Genomic DNA, 18077 nt, shown 5'->3' with positions numbered 1-18077 from the left:
TGTTTTCAGATTTCAGGCGTCTACAGGCACAAGGTGTCCTGCAAGCGTCTCGCTTGCCCCATTTTTCGGGCATTGAGTTGACTAGGGAAGTTGCTATTGCATGTGGCGTGAAACCAAAATTCTGCTGATCGATGACGATAGCGTCCGCCGCCGCGACCTGGCGGTGATTTTAAATTTTCTCGGCGAAGAAAATTTACCCTGCGGCAGCCATGACTGGCAGCAGGCTGTCGGCTCTTTGTCATCAAGTCGTGAAGTCATCTGTGTACTGATCGGGACGGTAAATGCTCCGGGTGCACTGTTGGGCTTGTTAAAGACACTCTCGACATGGGATGAGTTCCTTCCTGTTTTGCTGATGGGCGATAATTCTTCCGCCGAGCTGCCGGAAGACCAGCGCCGCCGGGTGCTGTCGACCCTGGAAATGCCGCCCAGCTACAGCAAACTGCTCGACTCCCTGCACCGTGCCCAGGTCTATCGCGAGATGTACGACCAGGCCCGCGAGCGCGGCCGTCATCGCGAACCCAACCTGTTCCGCAGCCTCGTCGGCACCAGCCGGGCGATCCAGCACGTCCGTCAGATGATGCAGCAAGTGGCCGATACCGACGCCAGCGTGCTGATCCTCGGCGAGTCCGGCACCGGCAAGGAAGTGGTTGCGCGCAACCTGCATTACCACTCCAAGCGTCGCGACGCGCCATTCGTGCCAGTCAACTGCGGAGCGATCCCGGCAGAGCTGCTGGAAAGCGAACTGTTCGGCCACGAGAAGGGCGCCTTCACCGGCGCGATCACCAGCCGCGCCGGACGTTTCGAACTGGCCAACGGCGGTACGCTGTTCCTCGATGAAATCGGCGACATGCCGCTGCCGATGCAGGTCAAATTGTTGCGCGTCCTGCAGGAGCGTACCTTCGAGCGTGTGGGCAGCAACAAGACCCAGAGTGTCGACGTGCGCATCATTGCCGCGACTCACAAGAATCTCGAAAGCATGATCGAGATCGGCACCTTCCGCGAAGATCTCTACTATCGCCTGAATGTGTTCCCGATCGAGATGGCGCCGTTGCGTGAGCGCGTCGAAGACATCCCGCTGCTGATGAACGAACTGATCTCGCGCATGGAGCACGAAAAGCGCGGTTCGATCCGCTTCAACTCGGCAGCGATCATGTCGCTGTGCCGTCACGGCTGGCCGGGCAACGTCCGCGAGCTGGCCAACCTGGTGGAGCGCATGGCGATCATGCATCCGTACGGGGTCATCGGCGTGGTCGAGTTGCCGAAGAAATTCCGCTACGTCGACGACGAAGACGAGCAGATGGTCGACAGTCTGCGCAGCGATCTCGAAGAGCGCGTGGCGATCAACGGTCATACCCCGGACTTCACCGCCAATGCTTTGCTGCCGCCGGAAGGTCTGGACCTCAAAGACTACCTCGGTGGTCTGGAGCAGGGCCTGATCCAGCAGGCACTGGACGATGCCAATGGCATTGTGGCGCGTGCCGCCGAACGCCTGCGCATTCGTCGTACCACGCTGGTGGAGAAAATGCGCAAGTACGGCATGAGCCGGCGCGAAGGTGATGAACAGGCGGATGATTGACGCCTGTTTTTCAACGTCTTCATTTATAAGCGGTTTTTTTTAGGCACGGGTATTGCTACGTCCCTCGCAACGTTCCGTTTAACTGACGGTCAGCCAAGCGAGAAAACACAATGCCCCACGCCCAGATGTCTTCTGCCTCCAATGCCGAGGGACAATCGTCGTCCGTAGAGCAGGCGAGCCGTCAGGGGCTTGAGCAGGCGTTCGCGCTGTTCAATCAGATGTCCAGTCAATTGACCGACTCCTACAGCATGCTTGAAGCCCGGGTCACCGAGCTCAAGGGCGAGTTGGCCGTGGTCAGTGCCCAACGCATGCAGGAGCTGGCCGAAAAAGAACGTTTGGCCAACCGCCTGCAAAACCTCCTTGATCTGTTGCCCGGTGGCGTCATCGTCATCGACGGGCACGGCATGGTGCGCGAAGCCAATCCGGCGGCTATCGAGTTGTTGGGGTTGCCTCTGGAAGGCGAGTTGTGGCGCCACGTGATCGCCCGTTGCTTCGCCCCGCGTGAAGACGACGGTCATGAAATATCCCTGAAAAACGGTCGACGCCTGTCGATTGCTACTCGCTCGTTGGATGCCGAGCCGGGGCAATTGGTACTGCTCAACGATCTGACAGAAACCCGCCACCTTCAAGATCAACTGGCGCGTCATGAGCGTCTGTCATCGCTGGGGCGCATGGTCGCCTCGCTGGCCCATCAGATCCGCACGCCGCTGTCTGCCGCTTTGCTCTACGCCAGTCATCTGACTGAGCAGGAATTGCCGGTCGCCACCCAGCAGCGCTTTGCCGGACGCCTCAAAGAGCGCCTGCATGAGCTGGAGCATCAGGTGCGTGACATGCTGGTGTTCGCCCGCGGCGAGTTGCCGTTGACTGACCGCATCACCCCCAATGCCTTGATGCAGTCGCTGCAAGCGGCAGCGTTGACCCATGTGCAGGACTTGCCCATTCGCTGGCAGTGCGACAGTCACGCCGGCGAATTGCTGTGCAACCGCGACACACTGGTCGGGGCTCTTCTCAATCTGATCGAAAACGCGATTCAGGCCAGTGACGGCAACGTGCGCCTGAAAGTGCATTGCTACACCCGCGACAGCAGCCTGCGCCTGTGCGTCAGCGACAGCGGCAGCGGTATAGATCCGGTGGTGCTCGAGCGTCTCGGCGAGCCATTTTTTACTACCAAAGTCACCGGCACCGGGCTCGGCCTGACCGTGGTCAAGGCTGTGGCGAGGGCACATCAGGGAGAATTGCGGCTGCGTTCGCGGGTCGGGCGCGGCACGTGCGCGCAGGTGATCCTGCCGCTGTTTTCCGCTGTACAGGGAGCTGAGTAAACGTCATGGGCATCAAGGTTTTGCTGGTCGAGGATGACCGCTCGTTGCGCGAAGCGCTGGCCGATACGCTGTTGCTGGCGGGCCACGACTACCATGCCGTCGGCAGCGCCGAAGAGGCGTTGCAAGCGGTCGAGCGCGAAGCGTTCAGTCTCGTGGTCAGTGACGTCAACATGCCCGGCATGGACGGCCATCAACTGCTTGGACTGTTGCGCGCCCGGCAGCCGCAACTACCGGTGCTGCTGATGACCGCACACGGCGCGGTGGAGCGAGCGGTCGATGCGATGCGCCAGGGAGCGGCGGATTATCTGGTCAAGCCGTTCGAGCCCAAGGCTCTGCTGGACCTGGTTTCGCGGCATGCGCTGGGCTGTGTCAGCGTGGCTGATAGCGACGGGCCGGTGGCGGTCGAGGCGGCCAGTGCGCAACTGCTCGACCTGGCGGCGCGGGTAGCACGCAGTGATTCCACGGTATTGATCTCCGGCGAGTCTGGCACCGGCAAGGAAGTGCTGGCGCGCTACATCCATCAGCAATCCCATCGTGCCAGCCAGCCGTTCATCGCGATCAACTGCGCGGCGATTCCCGACAACATGCTTGAGGCCACGCTGTTCGGCCACGAGAAGGGTTCGTTCACCGGCGCCATTGCGGCGCAGCCCGGCAAATTCGAACAAGCCGATAGCGGCACCCTTCTGCTCGACGAGATTTCCGAAATGCCCCTGGGCTTGCAAGCCAAGTTGCTGCGGGTGTTGCAGGAGCGCGAAGTCGAGCGTGTGGGGGCGCGCAAGCCGATCGCGCTGGATATTCGCGTGGTCGCGACCACCAATCGTGATCTGGCCGGCGAAGTGGCGGCGGGGCGCTTCCGTGAAGACCTTTTTTACCGTCTGTCGGTTTTCCCTCTGGCGTGGCGTCCACTTCGCGAGCGCACTGCCGATATCTTGCCGCTGGCCGAGCGGTTGCTGAACAAACACGTCAATAAAATGAAGCACGCACCGGCGAAACTGTCGCCGGAAGCCCAGGCTTGCCTCATCGGTTACCCATGGCCGGGCAATGTGCGTGAGCTGGATAACGCCATTCAACGGGCGCTGATTCTGCAGCAGGGCGGTTTGATCCAGCCGCAGGATTTCTGCCTGACGGGTGCGGTGACGTTTGGTGTTGCGCCGTCCGTCGCGCCAGTGCAACCGCTGGTGCGCGAAATCGAAGTCGAGGCCGAATCCGCCGGTGCGCTGGGCGATGACCTGCGGCGCCGGGAGTTTCAGATGATCATCGATACCCTGCGCACCGAGCGTGGCCGGCGCAAGGAGGCTGCGGAAAAGCTCGGTATCAGCCCGCGAACCCTGCGCTACAAGCTGGCGCAAATGCGCGATGCCGGGATGGACGTCGAAGGCTATCTGTTCGCCACCTGAAACTCGCCGCGAACAATGTGGGAGCGAGCCTGCTCGCGAAGAGGGTGTGTCATTCGAAGCTTGTGTGCCTGACACTGCGCCTTCGCGAGCAGGCTCGCTCCCACAGTTTTTTGCAGTGTTTGTAGTCGAGCCACAGCCTCTAGCCGCTTTTATGAAACAAGACCAGCCGAGCTGGCACCCTTGTTGCTAATACCTGTGTACCCGCTGAGTGAGTGTCAAAAAATTGCGGGCCGCCCAAGAGAGTAGACCATGAGCCAAGGTATTGAATTTAATCGGTTGATGATGGACATGAAGGCCATGAAAATGGACGCCATGGCCACGCCGAAATCGACTGCCGCCGTCCCTGAACTGGCAGGCAGCAGCTTTTCCGACATGCTCGGTCAGGCCATCAACAAAGTCAGCGATACCCAGCAGGCCTCGACTCAGTTGGCCAACGCATTTGAAATCGGCAAGAGCGGCGTGGATTTGACCGACGTGATGATCGCCTCGCAGAAAGCCAGCGTGTCGTTCCAGGCTCTGACCCAAGTGCGCAACAAACTGGTTCAGGCTTATCAAGACATCATGCAGATGCCGGTTTAAGGACGAGATTGAGTCATGGCAGAAGCAGTCGCCGATAACGTTCCGGCCAAGGCCACCCCGATAGACGGCAAACCGCCGCTGTTCGGCCTGTCCTTCCTGGAAAACCTCTCCGAGATGACCATGCTGCGTCAGGTGGGCCTGTTGGTCGGCCTGGCTGCGAGCGTGGCGATTGGCTTTGCCGTGGTGCTGTGGTCGCAGCAGCCGGATTACCGTCCGTTGTACGGCAGCCTTGCCGGCATGGACGCCAAGCAGGTCATGGACACTCTGGCCTCCGCCGACATCCCTTACACCGTCGAGCCGAACTCCGGCGCCTTGCTGGTCAAGGCCGACGACCTGTCCCGTGCGCGGATGAAACTCGCGGCCGCTGGTGTCACTCCCAGCGACGGCAACATCGGTTTCGAAATCCTCGACAAGGAACAGGGTCTGGGCACCAGCCAGTTCATGGAAGCGACCCGTTACCGTCGCGGCCTCGAAGGCGAACTGGCGCGCACCATCTCCAGCCTGAACAACGTCAAGGGCGCCCGCGTGCACCTGGCGATTCCGAAGAGCTCGGTGTTCGTGCGTGATGAGCGCAAGCCAAGCGCTTCGGTTCTGGTCGAGTTGTACTCCGGACGTTCGCTGGAGCCGGGTCAGGTGGTGGCGATCATCAACCTGGTGGCGACTTCCGTGCCTGAACTGAGCAAATCGCAGATCACCGTCGTCGATCAGAAGGGCAATCTGCTCTCCGATCAGGCGGAGAACTCCGAAATGACCATGGCCGGCAAGCAGTTCGATTACAGCCGCCGCATGGAAAGCATGCTCACTCAACGCGTGCACAACATTCTGCAGCCAGTACTGGGTAACGATCGCTACAAGGCTGAAGTCTCGGCCGACATCGATTTCAGTGCCGTCGAATCCACCGCCGAGCAGTTCAACCCGGACCAGCCGGCGTTGCGCAGCGAGCAGTCGGTCAATGAACAACGCACCGCCAGCAATGGCCCGCAAGGTGTCCCGGGGGCCCTGAGCAACCAGCCGCCGGCGCCGGCTTCGGCACCGCAAACCACCGGTGGCGCACAAGGTTCTACCGGCATGGTTCAACCCGGTCAGCCATTGGTGGATGCCAACGGTCAGCAGATCATGGACCCGGCCACCGGTCAGCCAATGCTCGCACCGTACCCGGCGGACAAGCGTCAACAATCCACCAAGAACTTCGAACTTGACCGTTCCATCAGCCACACCAAGCAGCAGCAGGGTCGCCTGAATCGTCTGTCGGTGTCGGTAGTGGTCGACGATCAGGTCAAGGTCAATGCGGCCAACGGGGAAACCACCCGCGCGCCATGGAGCGCCGATGAACTGGCGCGCTTCACCCGTCTGGTGCAGGACGCCGTTGGCTTCGATGCCAGCCGTGGCGACAGCGTCAGCGTGATCAACATGCCGTTCTCCGCCGAGCGCGGTGAAGTGGTTGCCGATATTCCGTTCTACTCCCAGCCATGGTTCTGGGACATCGTCAAACAAGTGCTGGGTGTGTTGTTCATCCTGGTGCTGGTGTTTGGTGTGCTGCGTCCGGTGTTGAACAACATCACCGGTGGCGGCAAAGGCAAGGAGCTGGCCGGTCTGGGCAGCGACGTGGAACTCGGTGGCATGGGCGGCCTGGACGGCGACCTGGCCAACGACCGCGTGAGCCTCGGTGGTCCGCAGAGCATTCTGTTGCCGAGCCCGAGTGAGGGTTACGACGCACAACTGAATGCAATCAAGAGCTTGGTGGCCGAGGATCCGGGTCGCGTGGCTCAGGTCGTGAAAGAGTGGATTAACGCAGATGAGTGATAACCGAGCCGCAACCGTCAAACTGAACAAGGTCGACAAAGCCGCGATTCTGCTGCTGTCCCTGGGTTCGACCGATGCCGCGCAAGTGCTGCGCCACATGGGCCCGAAAGAGGTTCAGCGGGTGGGTGTGGCCATGGCTCAGATGGGCAACGTCCATCGCGAGCAGGTCGAGCAGGTCATGAGCGAGTTCGTCGACATCGTCGGCGACCAGACCAGCCTCGGCGTCGGTTCCGACGACTACGTGCGCAAAATGCTTACCCAGGCCTTGGGCGAAGACAAGGCCAACGGCCTGATCGACCGCATCCTGCTCGGTGGCAACACCAGCGGCCTCGACAGCCTGAAATGGATGGAGCCGCGCGCCGTTGCCGACGTGATCCGTTACGAACACCCGCAGATCCAGGCCATCGTCGTCGCGTACCTCGACCCGGATCAGGCCGGTGAAGTGCTCGGCAACTTCGACCACAAGGTGCGCCTGGACATCATCCTGCGCGTTTCGTCGCTGAACACCGTGCAACCGGCTGCACTGAAAGAGCTGAACCAGATTCTCGAGAAACAGTTCTCCGGCAACTCGAACGCCTCGCGCACCACCCTGGGTGGCATCAAGCGTGCGGCGGACATCATGAACTTCCTCGACAGCTCGATCGAAGGCCAGCTCATGGACTCGATCCGCGAAGTCGACGAAGACCTGTCCGGTCAGATCGAAGACCTCATGTTCGTGTTCAACAACCTGGCCGACGTCGACGACCGTGGCATCCAGGCGCTGTTGCGCGAAGTGTCCTCCGACGTGCTGGTGCTGGCCCTCAAGGGGTCGGACGAAGGCGTCAAAGAGAAGATCTTCAAGAACATGTCCAAGCGTGCGGCCGAACTGTTGCGCGACGACCTCGAAGCCAAAGGCCCGGTGCGCGTCAGCGATGTGGAAACCGCGCAGAAAGAAATCCTCACCATTGCCCGTCGCATGGCCGAAGCCGGCGAGATCGTGCTCGGTGGCAAGGGCGGCGAGGAAATGATCTAAGCCCATGGACAAGCATGACGAGTCAGTGACGGATCTGATCCGCGCCCGCGATGTCCGTGGTTTCGAATCCTGGGCGCTGCCCAGCTTCGATCCGCCGAAACCGGAGCCCGAGCCGGAGCCGGAGCCCGAACCGCCGGAAATGGAAGAAGTGCCGCTGGAGGAAGTCCAGCCACTGACCCTGGAAGAACTCGAAAGCATCCGTCAGGAGGCTTACAACGAGGGCTTTGGCATCGGTGAGAAGGAAGGTTTTCACAGCGCCACGCTCAAGGTGCGTCAGGAAGCCGAAGTGGCGCTGGCGGCAAAACTGGCCAGCCTCGAACAACTGATGACCCACCTGTTCGAGCCGATTGCCGAGCAGGACACCCAGATCGAAAAGTCGCTGGTCGACCTCGTGCAACACATCACCAGACAGGTGATCAAGCGCGAACTGGCGATCGATTCCAGCCAGATCGAACACGTCATGCGCGACGCGCTCAAGTTGCTGCCGTTGGGCGTGGACAATGTGCGTCTGTACGTCAATCCGCAGGACTTCGAGCAGGCTAAGGCCTTGCGCGAACGCCATGAAGAAACCTGGCGCATCGTCGAGGACGAGTCGCTGATGCCCGGTGGTTGCCGGGTTGAAACCGCGCACAGCCGCATCGACGCGAGCATTGAAACCCGCATCACCCAGGTCATGGGCAAGCTGTTTGACCAATTGCACGAACAGTCTCTGCACCCGGCTGCGCCGGATCTGAGTCTGGACATTCCTGAAGAAAGCCAACTGGCGGCTGCGCCTGAAGAGCCGCTCGCGGACACCCCCGATGCGCCTTGAACGCACCAGTTTCGCCAAGCGCCTCAGCACCTATGCCGACGCCACTGACATCGCTGGCGCGCCGATTCTTGAAGGCCGCCTGCTGCGCATGGTCGGCCTCACCCTAGAAGCCGAAGGCCTGCGCGCCGCCATGGGCACACGCTGCCTGGTGATCAATGACGACAGCTATCACCCGTCCCAGGTGGAAGCGGAAGTCATGGGGTTTTCCGGCAGCAAAGTCTTCCTGATGCCGGTCGGCAGCGTCGCCGGCATCGCCCCGGGCGCCCGTGTGGTGCCGCTGGCCGAAACCGGTCGCCTGCCGATGGGCATGAGCATGCTCGGTCGCGTACTCGACGGCGCAGGACGGGCGCTGGACGGCAAGGGCGGGATGAAGGCTGAAGACTGGGTGCCGATGGACGGCCCGACAATCAACCCGCTCAACCGCGACCCGATCCACGAACCGCTGGACGTCGGCATCCGTTGCATCAACGGTTTGCTGACGGTCGGGCGTGGTCAGCGTCTGGGCCTGTTCGCCGGTACCGGTGTCGGTAAATCGGTGCTGCTGGGCATGATGACCCGCTTCACCGAAGCCGACATTATCGTCGTTGGCCTGATCGGTGAGCGGGGTCGCGAAGTGAAAGAGTTCATCGAGCACATCCTCGGTGAAGAAGGCCTCAAGCGTTCGGTGGTCGTCGCCTCGCCAGCGGACGATGCGCCGCTGATGCGTCTGCGCGCGGCGATGTACTGCACGCGCATCGCCGAGTATTTCCGCGACAAGGGCAAGAACGTTCTGTTGCTGATGGATTCGCTGACCCGTTTCGCCCAGGCCCAGCGGGAAATCGCTCTGGCCATCGGCGAGCCGCCAGCGACCAAGGGTTATCCGCCCTCGGTGTTCGCCAAACTGCCGAAACTGGTGGAGCGCGCCGGTAATGCGGAAAAGGGCGGGGGTTCGATTACTGCGTTCTACACCGTGTTGTCCGAAGGCGATGACCAGCAGGACCCGATAGCCGACTCGGCGCGGGGCGTGCTCGACGGCCACATCGTGTTGTCCCGGCGGCTGGCCGAGGAAGGGCACTATCCGGCCATCGACATCGAAGCGTCGATCAGCCGGGTGATGCCGGCGGTGGTTTCGGCGGAACACATGCAGCGTGCGCAGTACTTCAAACAGCTGTGGTCACGCTATCAGCAGAGCCGCGATCTGATCAGCGTCGGCGCTTACGTCGCCGGTGGTGACCGCGAGACCGATCTGGCGATCAATCTGCAGCCGCAACTGACCCGCTACCAGCGGCAGGGGCTGAACGACAAGATCAACATGGGCGAGAGCCAGGCCTATCTGGAAACCCTGTTCGCGCCTGCGGCGGGCGGGTAACCGGTCATGGCCATGAGCCGAGCTGCACGTCTGGCACCGGTGGTGGAAATGGCCGAACAGGCCGAAAAAACGGCCGTCCAGCGTCTGGGATACTTTCAGGGCCAGGTCAAGGTGGCTGAAAGCAAACTCGCCGACCTCGATGCCTTTCGTCTGGATTATCAGGAACAGTGGATCGTACGCGGCAGCGACGGGGTTTCCGGGCAATGGCTGCTGGGTTATCACGGCTTTCTGGCGCAACTGGACACCGCGATCGACCAGCAGCGGCAAAGCCTGGTCTGGCACCAGAACAACCTGATCAAGGCGCGAGACGCCTGGCAGCAGGCGTTCGCCAAGGTCGAAGGCCTGCGCAAACTGGTGCAGCGCTACCGCGAAGAGGCGCAACGCCTCGAAGACAAGCGCGAGCAGAGGTTGCTGGACGAGTTGTCGCAGCGTTTGCCGCGGCACGATCCTTTCTGACCAGACGCCGCAAAACCTCCTGTGGGAGCGAGCCTGCTCGCGAAAGCATTCGTTCAGTTGACGGAGATTTTGACCGGGAAGACGCTTTCGCGAGCAGGCTCGCTCCCACGTAGGTTCTGCTCTGCACCTTGCCCCAACCCTGTCCAAGTGCTAAACCTTGTACACGTTCGTCAATGACAAGGAAGCCAGTCAATGTCAGTCGTTACAGAAGTCTCTCCGGATGGTCAAAAACTGACGATTTCGGTCAGGGGGCGGTTCGATTTCGGGCGCCATCAGGAATTTCGCGAGGCCTATGAGCGGCTTAACCGCAAGCCTGACTCCATCGTGGTCGATCTGAAGGACGCCACCTACCTCGACAGCTCCGCGCTGGGCATGCTGCTCCTGCTGCGCGATCACGCCGGCGGCGATGACTCGGACGTGCGGGTGGTCAACAGCAACTCCGACGTGCGCAAGATTCTCGCCATCTCCAACTTCGACAAACTGTTCGACATCAGTTGACGGCCATGCAGGCGCAAGAGCCGCTGACGATCCTGATCGCCGAAGACAGCGCCGCCGACCGGTTACTGTTGTCGACCATTGTCCGGCGTCAGGGGCATGAAGTACTGACCGCCGCCAATGGCGCCGAAGCGCTGGAAGTGTTTCGGCGCCAGCCGCCGCATCTGGTGCTGATGGACGCGATGATGCCGGTGATGGACGGCTTCGAAGCGGCGCGACAGATCAAGGCGCTGGCGGGCGAAACCCTGGTGCCGATCATCTTCCTGACCTCGTTGACCGAAAGCGAAGCGCTGGCACGCTGTCTGGAGGCGGGCGGCGACGACTTTCTGGCGAAGCCGTACAACCAGGTGATCCTTGCCGCCAAAATCAAGGCGATGGATCGCTTGCGTCGTTTGCAGGCCACGGTGCTGCAGCAGCGCGACCTGATTGCCAAGCATCACGATTACCTGCTCAACGAACAGCGCGTGGCCAAAGCGGTGTTCGACAAGGTCGCCCATTCGGGTTGCCTGAGCGCGCCGAATATTCGCTACCTGCAATCGCCCTATGCATTGTTCAACGGCGACCTGCTGCTGGCGGCCTACACGCCGGCCGGCGACATGCATGTGCTGCTCGGTGATTTCACCGGCCACGGTCTGCCGGCGGCGGTGGGGGCGATGCCGTTGGCCGAAGTGTTTTACGGCATGACGGCCAAAGGTTACGGCCTGGCCGAAACCCTGCGCGAGATGAACGCCAAGCTCAAGCGCATCCTGCCGGTGGACATGTTCTGCTGCGCGACCATGCTTTGCCTGAGCTTTCAGCGTCGTACTGTGGAGGTGTGGAACGGCGGCATGCCCGATGGCTATCTGCACCGGATCGCCACGGGTGAACGGCTGCCGCTGCCGGCGCGGCATTTACCGCTCGGTGTGCTCAGCCCGCAGGCGTTTGACGATCGCACCGAAGTGCAGGCCATGGCGGTGGGGGACCGCGTGTTCCTGCTGTCAGACGGCGTGATCGATACCACTGACGCCGATGACCGCTTGTTTGGTGTCGAGCGTTTGCAGCAACTGTTTGCCGCCAATCGTGAACCGGACAACCTGTTCGCCGAGATCGAGCAGGCCTTGCACGCCTTTCGTGGCGAGCCCCGCGACGATGTGAGCATGGTCGAGATCAGTCTGTTGGAGGCGGCGCAGGTGATGCCGTCGGCGCCGGTGTACTCCGACAGTGGCCAATCCTGTCCGCTGGACTGGTCGGTCAGCTTCGAGTTTCGCGGTGCGACGCTCAGGCGCTTCAATCCTTTGCCGTACCTGCTGCAATTGTTACTGGAAGTGCATGGATTGCGCACTCAGGGTGGCGCAATCTACAGCGTGCTTGCCGAGCTGTATTCCAATGCACTGGAGCATGGCGTGCTGGGACTCGATTCCAGCCTCAAGCGCGATGCCGCTGGATTCGCTCGCTACTACGAGCAGCGCAATGCACGACTCGAAGCGTTGCAGGACGGTTACGTGCGCGTGCATCTGCAAGTGAAACCGCAAGGTGCCGGAGGCTGCCTGGTCATCCGCGTCGAGGACAGCGGCAAGGGGTTTGACGTGGCGCGCGTGATGGAGCGGCCGCTGGACGGCGTCCGTCTGTCGGGGCGCGGCGTCAGCTTGATCCGGCAATTGGGGCATAACGCCAGTTGGTCGGACGAAGGTCGCAGTGCTTGCGTAGAGTTTTTCTGGGAGGTTAGGGCATAATTCGCCGATTCTTGATCAAGGAGTGAACAAGTGACTGACCAACATGTGGATCGCGAAGTACTCGATGCGTTGCGCGAAGTGATGGAAGACAGCTATCCGGATTTGCTGGATACCTTCCTGGCCGATTCTGAAAGTCGCTTGCATCAATTGCAAAAGACCGCCGACGCCAAGGTGTTGGCCGAGGTCGCCCATAGTTTCAAGGGCAGCGCCAGCAACATGGGCGCCGTGCGACTGGCGACGCTTTGTCAGGCGCTCGAGGCGGACGCCAGAAACAAAAGCCCCACCGAAATCGTCGATCTGGTGGCGGACATCAGCAGCGAATTTGCCGATGTGCGACCTGTCTACGAAGACGAACGCCAGCACGCCATCACGCATTGAATCCTGCCGTCCGGCGCTTTTCGCCAGCGCCGGACAAAACTGGCCCGACATTTGCAATGGTCCCCGTCAACTGTACCTACGATCCCAGTGCAGCGGAGACCGTGTCATGCCTGCGACCCCCAACATTCTTCTTCAATCTGCCGCCCAGGCCAAGGCGCAAGCCGCTGCTGCCAAAACATCGGTCGTGGCTGCAGACACCGGGGACAAGGCCTCAAGCTTCGCTCAGGTGTTCGCCGATCAAGGCCCGAAAAAAAATCTGCCAGGCACTGACAGTTCGTTGAAACCGGCACGTGACAAGGTTGCCGACAACAGCGACAAGAAAGATCTCGGCAAGGATAAGTCTGCCGCCTCGCAACAGACCGTTGCCGATAGCGGCAATGCCTTGCCTGCCGATAAGACTGCTTCGACTGCGTCCGATGATCAGGCGGCCGCTGACAAGGCCGTCGCCGAGGCTGCCGCTGACAGCACGCAGACGCCAGTGGCGGACACCCCCCCGGTAGATCCGGCGCTGGATCCGGCGCTGTTGCAAACCGTGCAGCCGCTGGTGACTGCACCGGCGGTGTCCGCGCCAGTCGCTGCAACACCGGAGCCGGTCAAGGCCGAGACGCCGGTCGTGGCCGCAACCGTTGCGCCAGCCGTGGTCAAAGACCCGACGGCATCGACCGATAGCGCTTTCGACCCGGCGGCCGATCCACTCGATTCGCTGCCGGCGGTGCGCATGGCGATGGAGCAGGGCGGACACATTTCTGCCAGCAGTCAGGCACAACCCAAAGCTACGCCGGCCCAGACTCAGGCCGACGGTGAATTGACTGCGGCGCAGAACTTCGCTGCCGGCATGGCCAGCATGCTCGACGTACAGGCCGACAAGGACAGCACCAGTCAAAGCGGCGAGAAAGCCTTCAGCGGTCTGATCGACGATGGCCTGAAAGATCTCAAGTCTGCCACCAGCGACACTCGAGTCGATGATTTCGCCAACCGTCTGGCGGCGCTGACTCAGGCGGCTACGCCGAAAACCGCGAACGCGGTGCCGGTGAATCAACCGATCGCCATGCACCAGAGCGGCTGGACCGAAGAAATCGTCAACCGCGTCATGTACCTGTCCAGCGCCAATCTGAAGGCGGCGGATATTCAATTGCAGCCGGCAGAGCTGGGGCGTCTGGATATTCGGGTGAACATGGTTCCGGACCAGCAGACCCAGGTGACCTTCATGAGCGCGCATCCGAGCGTGCGTGAAGCGCTCGACGGTCAGATGCATCGCCTGCGTGACATGTTCACCCAGCAAGGCATGGGCCAGGTTGACGTCAACGTCTCTGACCAGAGCCGTGGCTGGCAGGGTCAGCAGGGCCAGGAGCAGGCGCAGCACGGTCAGAGCGGCCGCACCAGCGCTGCTGGCGGACGTCTGGATTCGGCGGAAGAAGAGTTGACGCCTGCAGCGGTGGCTGAAGCCGCTGCGCAAACCACCAGCGTCATTGGCAGCAGCGCCGTCGACTATTACGCCTGAGCCATGCGCTGATTCACTGTGGGAGCGAGCCTGCTCGCGAAAGCGGTATAACAGTCGACGTCAGCGTTGAAGGTTAAACCGTCTTCGCGAGCAGGCTCGCTCCCACATTTGTTTTGTGGAACCCTCTGGATCAATACTCCGACACTTCTGGCATAACACTTGCTCTTGCCTTGCCGTGCGACTGTGAAAACCCGATTAGTGACGGATTATTGGCATGGCGAAGAGCGAAGCAGCAGCTGTAAAAGACCCCGCGACCAAAGGCAAACTCAAGATGATCATCCTGATCGTGGTGGCTCTGCTGCTGGCGATCGGTGTGTCCGTGGGCGCGACCTGGTACTTCATGCACAGCGCTCAGAGCAAGCCTGCCGCCGCGGCCGAGACCGTGCCGGTCGGCAAGCAGCCGGCGATTTTCGAGCCGATGGCGCCGGCGTTTGTCGCCAACTACAACCAGAACGGCCGTCAGCGCTACATGCAGGTGAGCATCACCATGCTGGCGCGTAACCAGGCCGATCTGGAGGCGCTCAAAGTGCATATGCCGGTGATCCGCAACAACCTGGTGATGCTCTTCTCCGGTCAGGATTTCGCCACACTGGCGACCCCGGTCGGCCAGGAGATGCTGCGCCAGAAGGCCACAGCCAGCGTCCAGGAAGTGGCGCAGAAAGAGCTGGGCAAAGTGGTGATCGAACAGTTGCTTTTCACTAATTTCGTACTGCAGTAGGAACACGACATGGCCGTGCAGGATCTGCTGTCCCAGGATGAAATCGACGCGCTGTTGCATGGCGTCGACGATGGTCTGGTACAGACCGATAACGCTGCCGAACCCGGCAGTGTCAAAAGCTACGACCTGACCAGCCAGGATCGCATCGTCCGTGGACGCATGCCGACCCTGGAAATGATCAACGAGCGTTTTGCCCGTTACACCCGCATCAGCATGTTCAACATGCTGCGCCGCTCGGCGGACGTTGCCGTCGGTGGCGTACAGGTGATGAAGTTCGGCGAATACGTGCACTCGCTGTACGTGCCGACCAGCCTCAACCTGGTCAAGATCAAACCGTTGCGTGGTACCGCACTGTTCATCCTCGACGCCAAACTGGTGTTCAAGCTGGTGGACAACTTCTTCGGCGGCGATGGCCGTCACGCCAAGATCGAAGGGCGTGAATTCACCCCGACCGAACTGCGTGTGGTGCGCATGGTGCTGGAGCAGGCCTTCGTCGATCTGAAGGAGGCCTGGCAGGCGATCATGGAAGTCAATTTCGAGTACATCAACTCGGAAGTGAACCCGGCCATGGCCAACATCGTCGGCCCGAGCGAAGCGATTGTGGTCTCCACTTTCCACATCGAACTCGACGGCGGTGGCGGTGACCTGCACGTGACCATGCCGTACTCGATGATCGAGCCGGTACGCGAAATGCTCGACGCCGGTTTCCAGTCGGACCTCGACGATCAGGACGAGCGTTGGGTCAACGCCCTGCGTCAGGACGTGCTCGATGTCGACGTGCCGATCGGCGCCACCGTGGCCCGCCGTCAGTTGAAGCTGCGCGACATCCTGCACATGCAGCCGGGGGATGTGATCCCGGTCGAAATGCCGGAAGACATGATCATGCGCGCCAACGGCGTACCGGCCTTCAAGGTCAAGATGGGCTCGCACAAAGGCAACCTCGCGTTGCAGGTGATCGAGCCGATCGAGCGGCGCTGAAGCGCCGCTCTCACCCCCACGCATTTAACTGAATTGTTGCCCGCCGAGGACAAATGATGAACGACGAAATGAACGCCCAGGACGATCAGGCACTGGCCGACGAATGGGCTGCGGCCCTGGAAGAGACCGGTGATGGCAGCCAGGCTGACATCGATGCGCTGCTGGCGGCCGACGCTGGCGCGGCAAGCTCCAACCGTCTGCCGATGGAAGAGTTCGGCAGCGTGCCGAAGAACAACGATCCGGTGACGCTGGATGGCCCGAACCTCGACGTGATCCTCGACATCCCGGTGTCGATCTCGATGGAGGTGGGCAGCACCGACATCAACATCCGCAACCTGCTGCAACTGAACCAGGGGTCGGTGATCGAGCTCGATCGTCTGGCCGGCGAGCCGCTGGACGTGCTGGTCAACGGCACCCTGATCGCGCACGGCGAAGTGGTGGTGGTCAACGAGAAGTTCGGCATCCGCCTGACTGACGTGATCAGCCCAAGCGAACGCATCAAGAAGCTGCGCTGAGTGAAACGGTTTCTCTGGGCTTTGCTGGCACTGCCATTGAGCGTGCTGGCCGCCGAGCCGTCGACGGCGACCACCGTGCCCGCTGCCACCGCGCCGATGGTTAACAGCGGCGTGGCCGGGCAACTGACGCAACTGGTGTTCGGTCTGTTGCTGGTGCTGGGGTTGATCTTCTTCCTCGCCTGGCTGCTGCGCCGGGTGCAGCAGGCCGGGCCGGCGGGCAAGGGCCAGGTGATCGAACTGATCGGCTCCCGCGCGCTCGGTCCGCGTGACCGATTGATGCTGGTGCAGGTCGGCAACGAGCAGATTCTGTTGGGCCTCAGCCCTGGCACCATCACCGCGCTGCACGTGCTCAAAGAGCCGGTGCCAGTGCCGAGCAGCAGCGAAAAAGCGACCCCGGAATTTGCCCAGCATCTGCTGAAGATTCTCGGCAAGGATCAAAAGGATAAGAAGTAATGGCTGCGATCCGCATCGTCTTGACGCTGGCCCTGATGCTGGCCGCGCCACTGGCATTCGCCGCCGATCCGTTGTCGATCCCGGCGATCACGCTGGGCACCAACGCCGACGGCGCGCAGGAATACTCGGTCAGCCTGCAGATCCTGCTGATCATGACGGCGCTGAGCTTCATTCCGGCGGCCGTGATTCTGATGACCAGTTTTACCCGGATCATCATCGTCTTCTCGATCTTGCGTCAGGCCCTCGGTCTGCAGCAGACGCCGTCGAACCAGATCCTTACCGGCATGGCCCTGTTCCTCACCATGTTCATCATGGCCCCGGTGTTCGACCGCGTGAACAACGATGCGCTGCAGCCGTACTTGGCGGAAAAACTCACCGCGCAGCAAGCGGTGGAAAAGGCCCAGGTACCGATCAAGGACTTCATGCTCGCCCAGACCCGCACCAGCGATCTGGAGCTGTTCATGCGTCTGTCCAAGCGCACCGACATCGCCACCCCGGATCAGGCGCCGCTGACCATTCTGGTACCGGCGTTCGTCACCTCTGAGCTGAAGACCGCATTCCAGATCGGTTTCATGATCTTCATCCCGTTCCTGATCATCGACCTGGTGGTGGCCAGTGTGCTGATGGCGATGGGTATGATGATGCTCTCGCCGCTGATCATTTCCCTGCCGTTCAAGATCATGCTGTTTGTACTGGTGGATGGCTGGGCGCTGATCATCGGCACTCTGGCCAGTAGCTTCGGAGGTGTTTCGCCATGACGCCGGAAGTGGCGGTCGATATCTTTCGTGAAGCGCTGTGGCTGACCACCTTGATGGTCGCGATTCTGGTGGTGCCGAGTCTGTTGGTCGGCTTGTTGGTGGCGATGTTCCAGGCCGCGACGCAGATCAACGAACAGACCCTGAGTTTCCTGCCGCGTCTGTTGGTGATGCTGGTGACGCTGATTGTGGGCGGTCCATGGATCGTGCAGACGTTCATGGAGTACATCATCCAGCTCTACAAAAACATCCCGATGGTCATCGGCTGAGC

The 18077-nt window shown here is 61.2% G+C and carries 19 protein-coding genes; all 19 read left to right on the top strand.

The window, feature by feature from the left end; all coding sequences use genetic code 11:
• Positions 1–100: 100 nt before the first annotated feature.
• The 19 genes from ACM6HV_RS01765 to fliQ all read left to right on the top strand — a co-directional run bounded on the left by ACM6HV_RS01765 (position 101) and on the right by fliQ (position 18075).
• A complete protein-coding gene (locus ACM6HV_RS01765) occupies positions 101–1576 on the top strand; it encodes a sigma-54 dependent transcriptional regulator (RefSeq protein ID WP_108182040.1) in 1476 nt (491 codons plus the stop codon).
• A gap of 125 nt (positions 1577–1701) precedes the next feature.
• Positions 1702–2895: a sensor histidine kinase gene (locus ACM6HV_RS01760; protein WP_222019433.1), complete on the top strand. Its 1194-nt coding sequence runs from the start codon at positions 1702–1704 to the stop codon at positions 2893–2895.
• 5 nt (positions 2896–2900) lie between these two features.
• Positions 2901–4292: a sigma-54-dependent transcriptional regulator gene (locus ACM6HV_RS01755; RefSeq protein WP_414903181.1), complete on the top strand. Its 1392-nt coding sequence runs from the start codon at positions 2901–2903 to the stop codon at positions 4290–4292.
• Positions 4293–4541: 249 nt separating this feature from the next.
• A complete protein-coding gene (gene fliE / locus ACM6HV_RS01750; protein ID WP_003222869.1) occupies positions 4542–4871 on the top strand; it encodes a flagellar hook-basal body complex protein FliE in 330 nt (109 codons plus the stop codon).
• A gap of 15 nt (positions 4872–4886) precedes the next feature.
• Positions 4887–6674, top strand: a complete 1788-nt coding sequence (gene fliF / locus ACM6HV_RS01745) for a flagellar basal-body MS-ring/collar protein FliF (RefSeq protein ID WP_047292533.1) — start codon at positions 4887–4889, stop codon at positions 6672–6674.
• Entirely contained in the window at positions 6667–7686 is a 1020-nt protein-coding gene (fliG, locus tag ACM6HV_RS01740) for a flagellar motor switch protein FliG (protein ID WP_007920042.1), read from the top strand. Before fliF ends, fliG begins: the two co-directional genes overlap by 8 nt.
• Before the next feature lie 4 nt (positions 7687–7690).
• Positions 7691–8497 (top strand): flagellar assembly protein FliH, encoded by an 807-nt coding sequence (gene fliH, locus ACM6HV_RS01735; RefSeq protein WP_145593055.1) that lies wholly within the window; start codon positions 7691–7693, stop codon positions 8495–8497.
• On the top strand, positions 8487–9845 hold the full coding sequence (fliI, locus tag ACM6HV_RS01730) for a flagellar protein export ATPase FliI (protein WP_047292537.1): 1359 nt from the start codon (positions 8487–8489) through the stop codon (positions 9843–9845). The genes fliH and fliI overlap by 11 nt, the downstream gene beginning before the upstream one ends.
• 6 nt (positions 9846–9851) lie before the next feature.
• The gene (gene fliJ, locus ACM6HV_RS01725) at positions 9852–10301 is read left to right on the top strand and encodes a flagellar export protein FliJ (protein ID WP_414903177.1); all 450 of its coding nucleotides are present in this window, start codon (positions 9852–9854) and stop codon (positions 10299–10301) included.
• A 192-nt stretch (positions 10302–10493) separates the two neighbouring features.
• A complete protein-coding gene (locus ACM6HV_RS01720; protein ID WP_108182045.1) occupies positions 10494–10799 on the top strand; it encodes an STAS domain-containing protein in 306 nt (101 codons plus the stop codon).
• 5 nt (positions 10800–10804) lie between these two features.
• Positions 10805–12508, top strand: a complete 1704-nt coding sequence (locus ACM6HV_RS01715; protein ID WP_414903174.1) for an ATP-binding SpoIIE family protein phosphatase — start codon at positions 10805–10807, stop codon at positions 12506–12508.
• A 30-nt stretch (positions 12509–12538) separates the two neighbouring features.
• Positions 12539–12886 carry an Hpt domain-containing protein gene (locus ACM6HV_RS01710; protein WP_414903172.1) on the top strand — a complete coding sequence of 116 codons (348 nt, stop codon included), beginning with the start codon at positions 12539–12541 and terminating at the stop codon, positions 12884–12886.
• A gap of 106 nt (positions 12887–12992) precedes the next feature.
• A complete protein-coding gene (locus ACM6HV_RS01705; RefSeq protein ID WP_414903170.1) occupies positions 12993–14387 on the top strand; it encodes a flagellar hook-length control protein FliK in 1395 nt (464 codons plus the stop codon).
• 214 nt (positions 14388–14601) lie between these two features.
• Positions 14602–15105: a flagellar basal body-associated protein FliL gene (gene fliL / locus ACM6HV_RS01700; RefSeq protein ID WP_145593044.1), complete on the top strand. Its 504-nt coding sequence runs from the start codon at positions 14602–14604 to the stop codon at positions 15103–15105.
• Positions 15106–15114: 9 nt separating this feature from the next.
• Positions 15115–16083 (top strand): flagellar motor switch protein FliM, encoded by a 969-nt coding sequence (gene fliM, locus ACM6HV_RS01695; protein ID WP_003222890.1) that lies wholly within the window; start codon positions 15115–15117, stop codon positions 16081–16083.
• 56 nt (positions 16084–16139) lie between these two features.
• On the top strand, positions 16140–16598 hold the full coding sequence (gene fliN / locus ACM6HV_RS01690; RefSeq protein ID WP_003222891.1) for a flagellar motor switch protein FliN: 459 nt from the start codon (positions 16140–16142) through the stop codon (positions 16596–16598).
• Positions 16599–17051 carry a flagellar biosynthetic protein FliO gene (fliO, locus tag ACM6HV_RS01685; RefSeq protein WP_414903167.1) on the top strand — a complete coding sequence of 151 codons (453 nt, stop codon included), beginning with the start codon at positions 16599–16601 and terminating at the stop codon, positions 17049–17051.
• A complete protein-coding gene (gene fliP, locus ACM6HV_RS01680) occupies positions 17051–17809 on the top strand; it encodes a flagellar type III secretion system pore protein FliP (protein WP_414903166.1) in 759 nt (252 codons plus the stop codon). Before fliO ends, fliP begins: the two co-directional genes overlap by 1 nt.
• Complete coding sequence (gene fliQ / locus ACM6HV_RS01675) at positions 17806–18075, top strand: flagellar biosynthesis protein FliQ (protein ID WP_041072975.1); 270 nt, start codon at positions 17806–17808, stop codon at positions 18073–18075. Before fliP ends, fliQ begins: the two co-directional genes overlap by 4 nt.
• Positions 18076–18077 lie beyond the last annotated feature (2 nt).

The organism is Pseudomonas sp. IT-P260 (assembly GCF_949768395.1).
Classification (GTDB): Bacteria; Pseudomonadota; Gammaproteobacteria; order Pseudomonadales; family Pseudomonadaceae; genus Aquipseudomonas; species Aquipseudomonas parakoreensis.
Note: the sequence above shows the minus strand (reverse complement) of the source record. Positions and strands in the feature narration are given on the sequence as shown.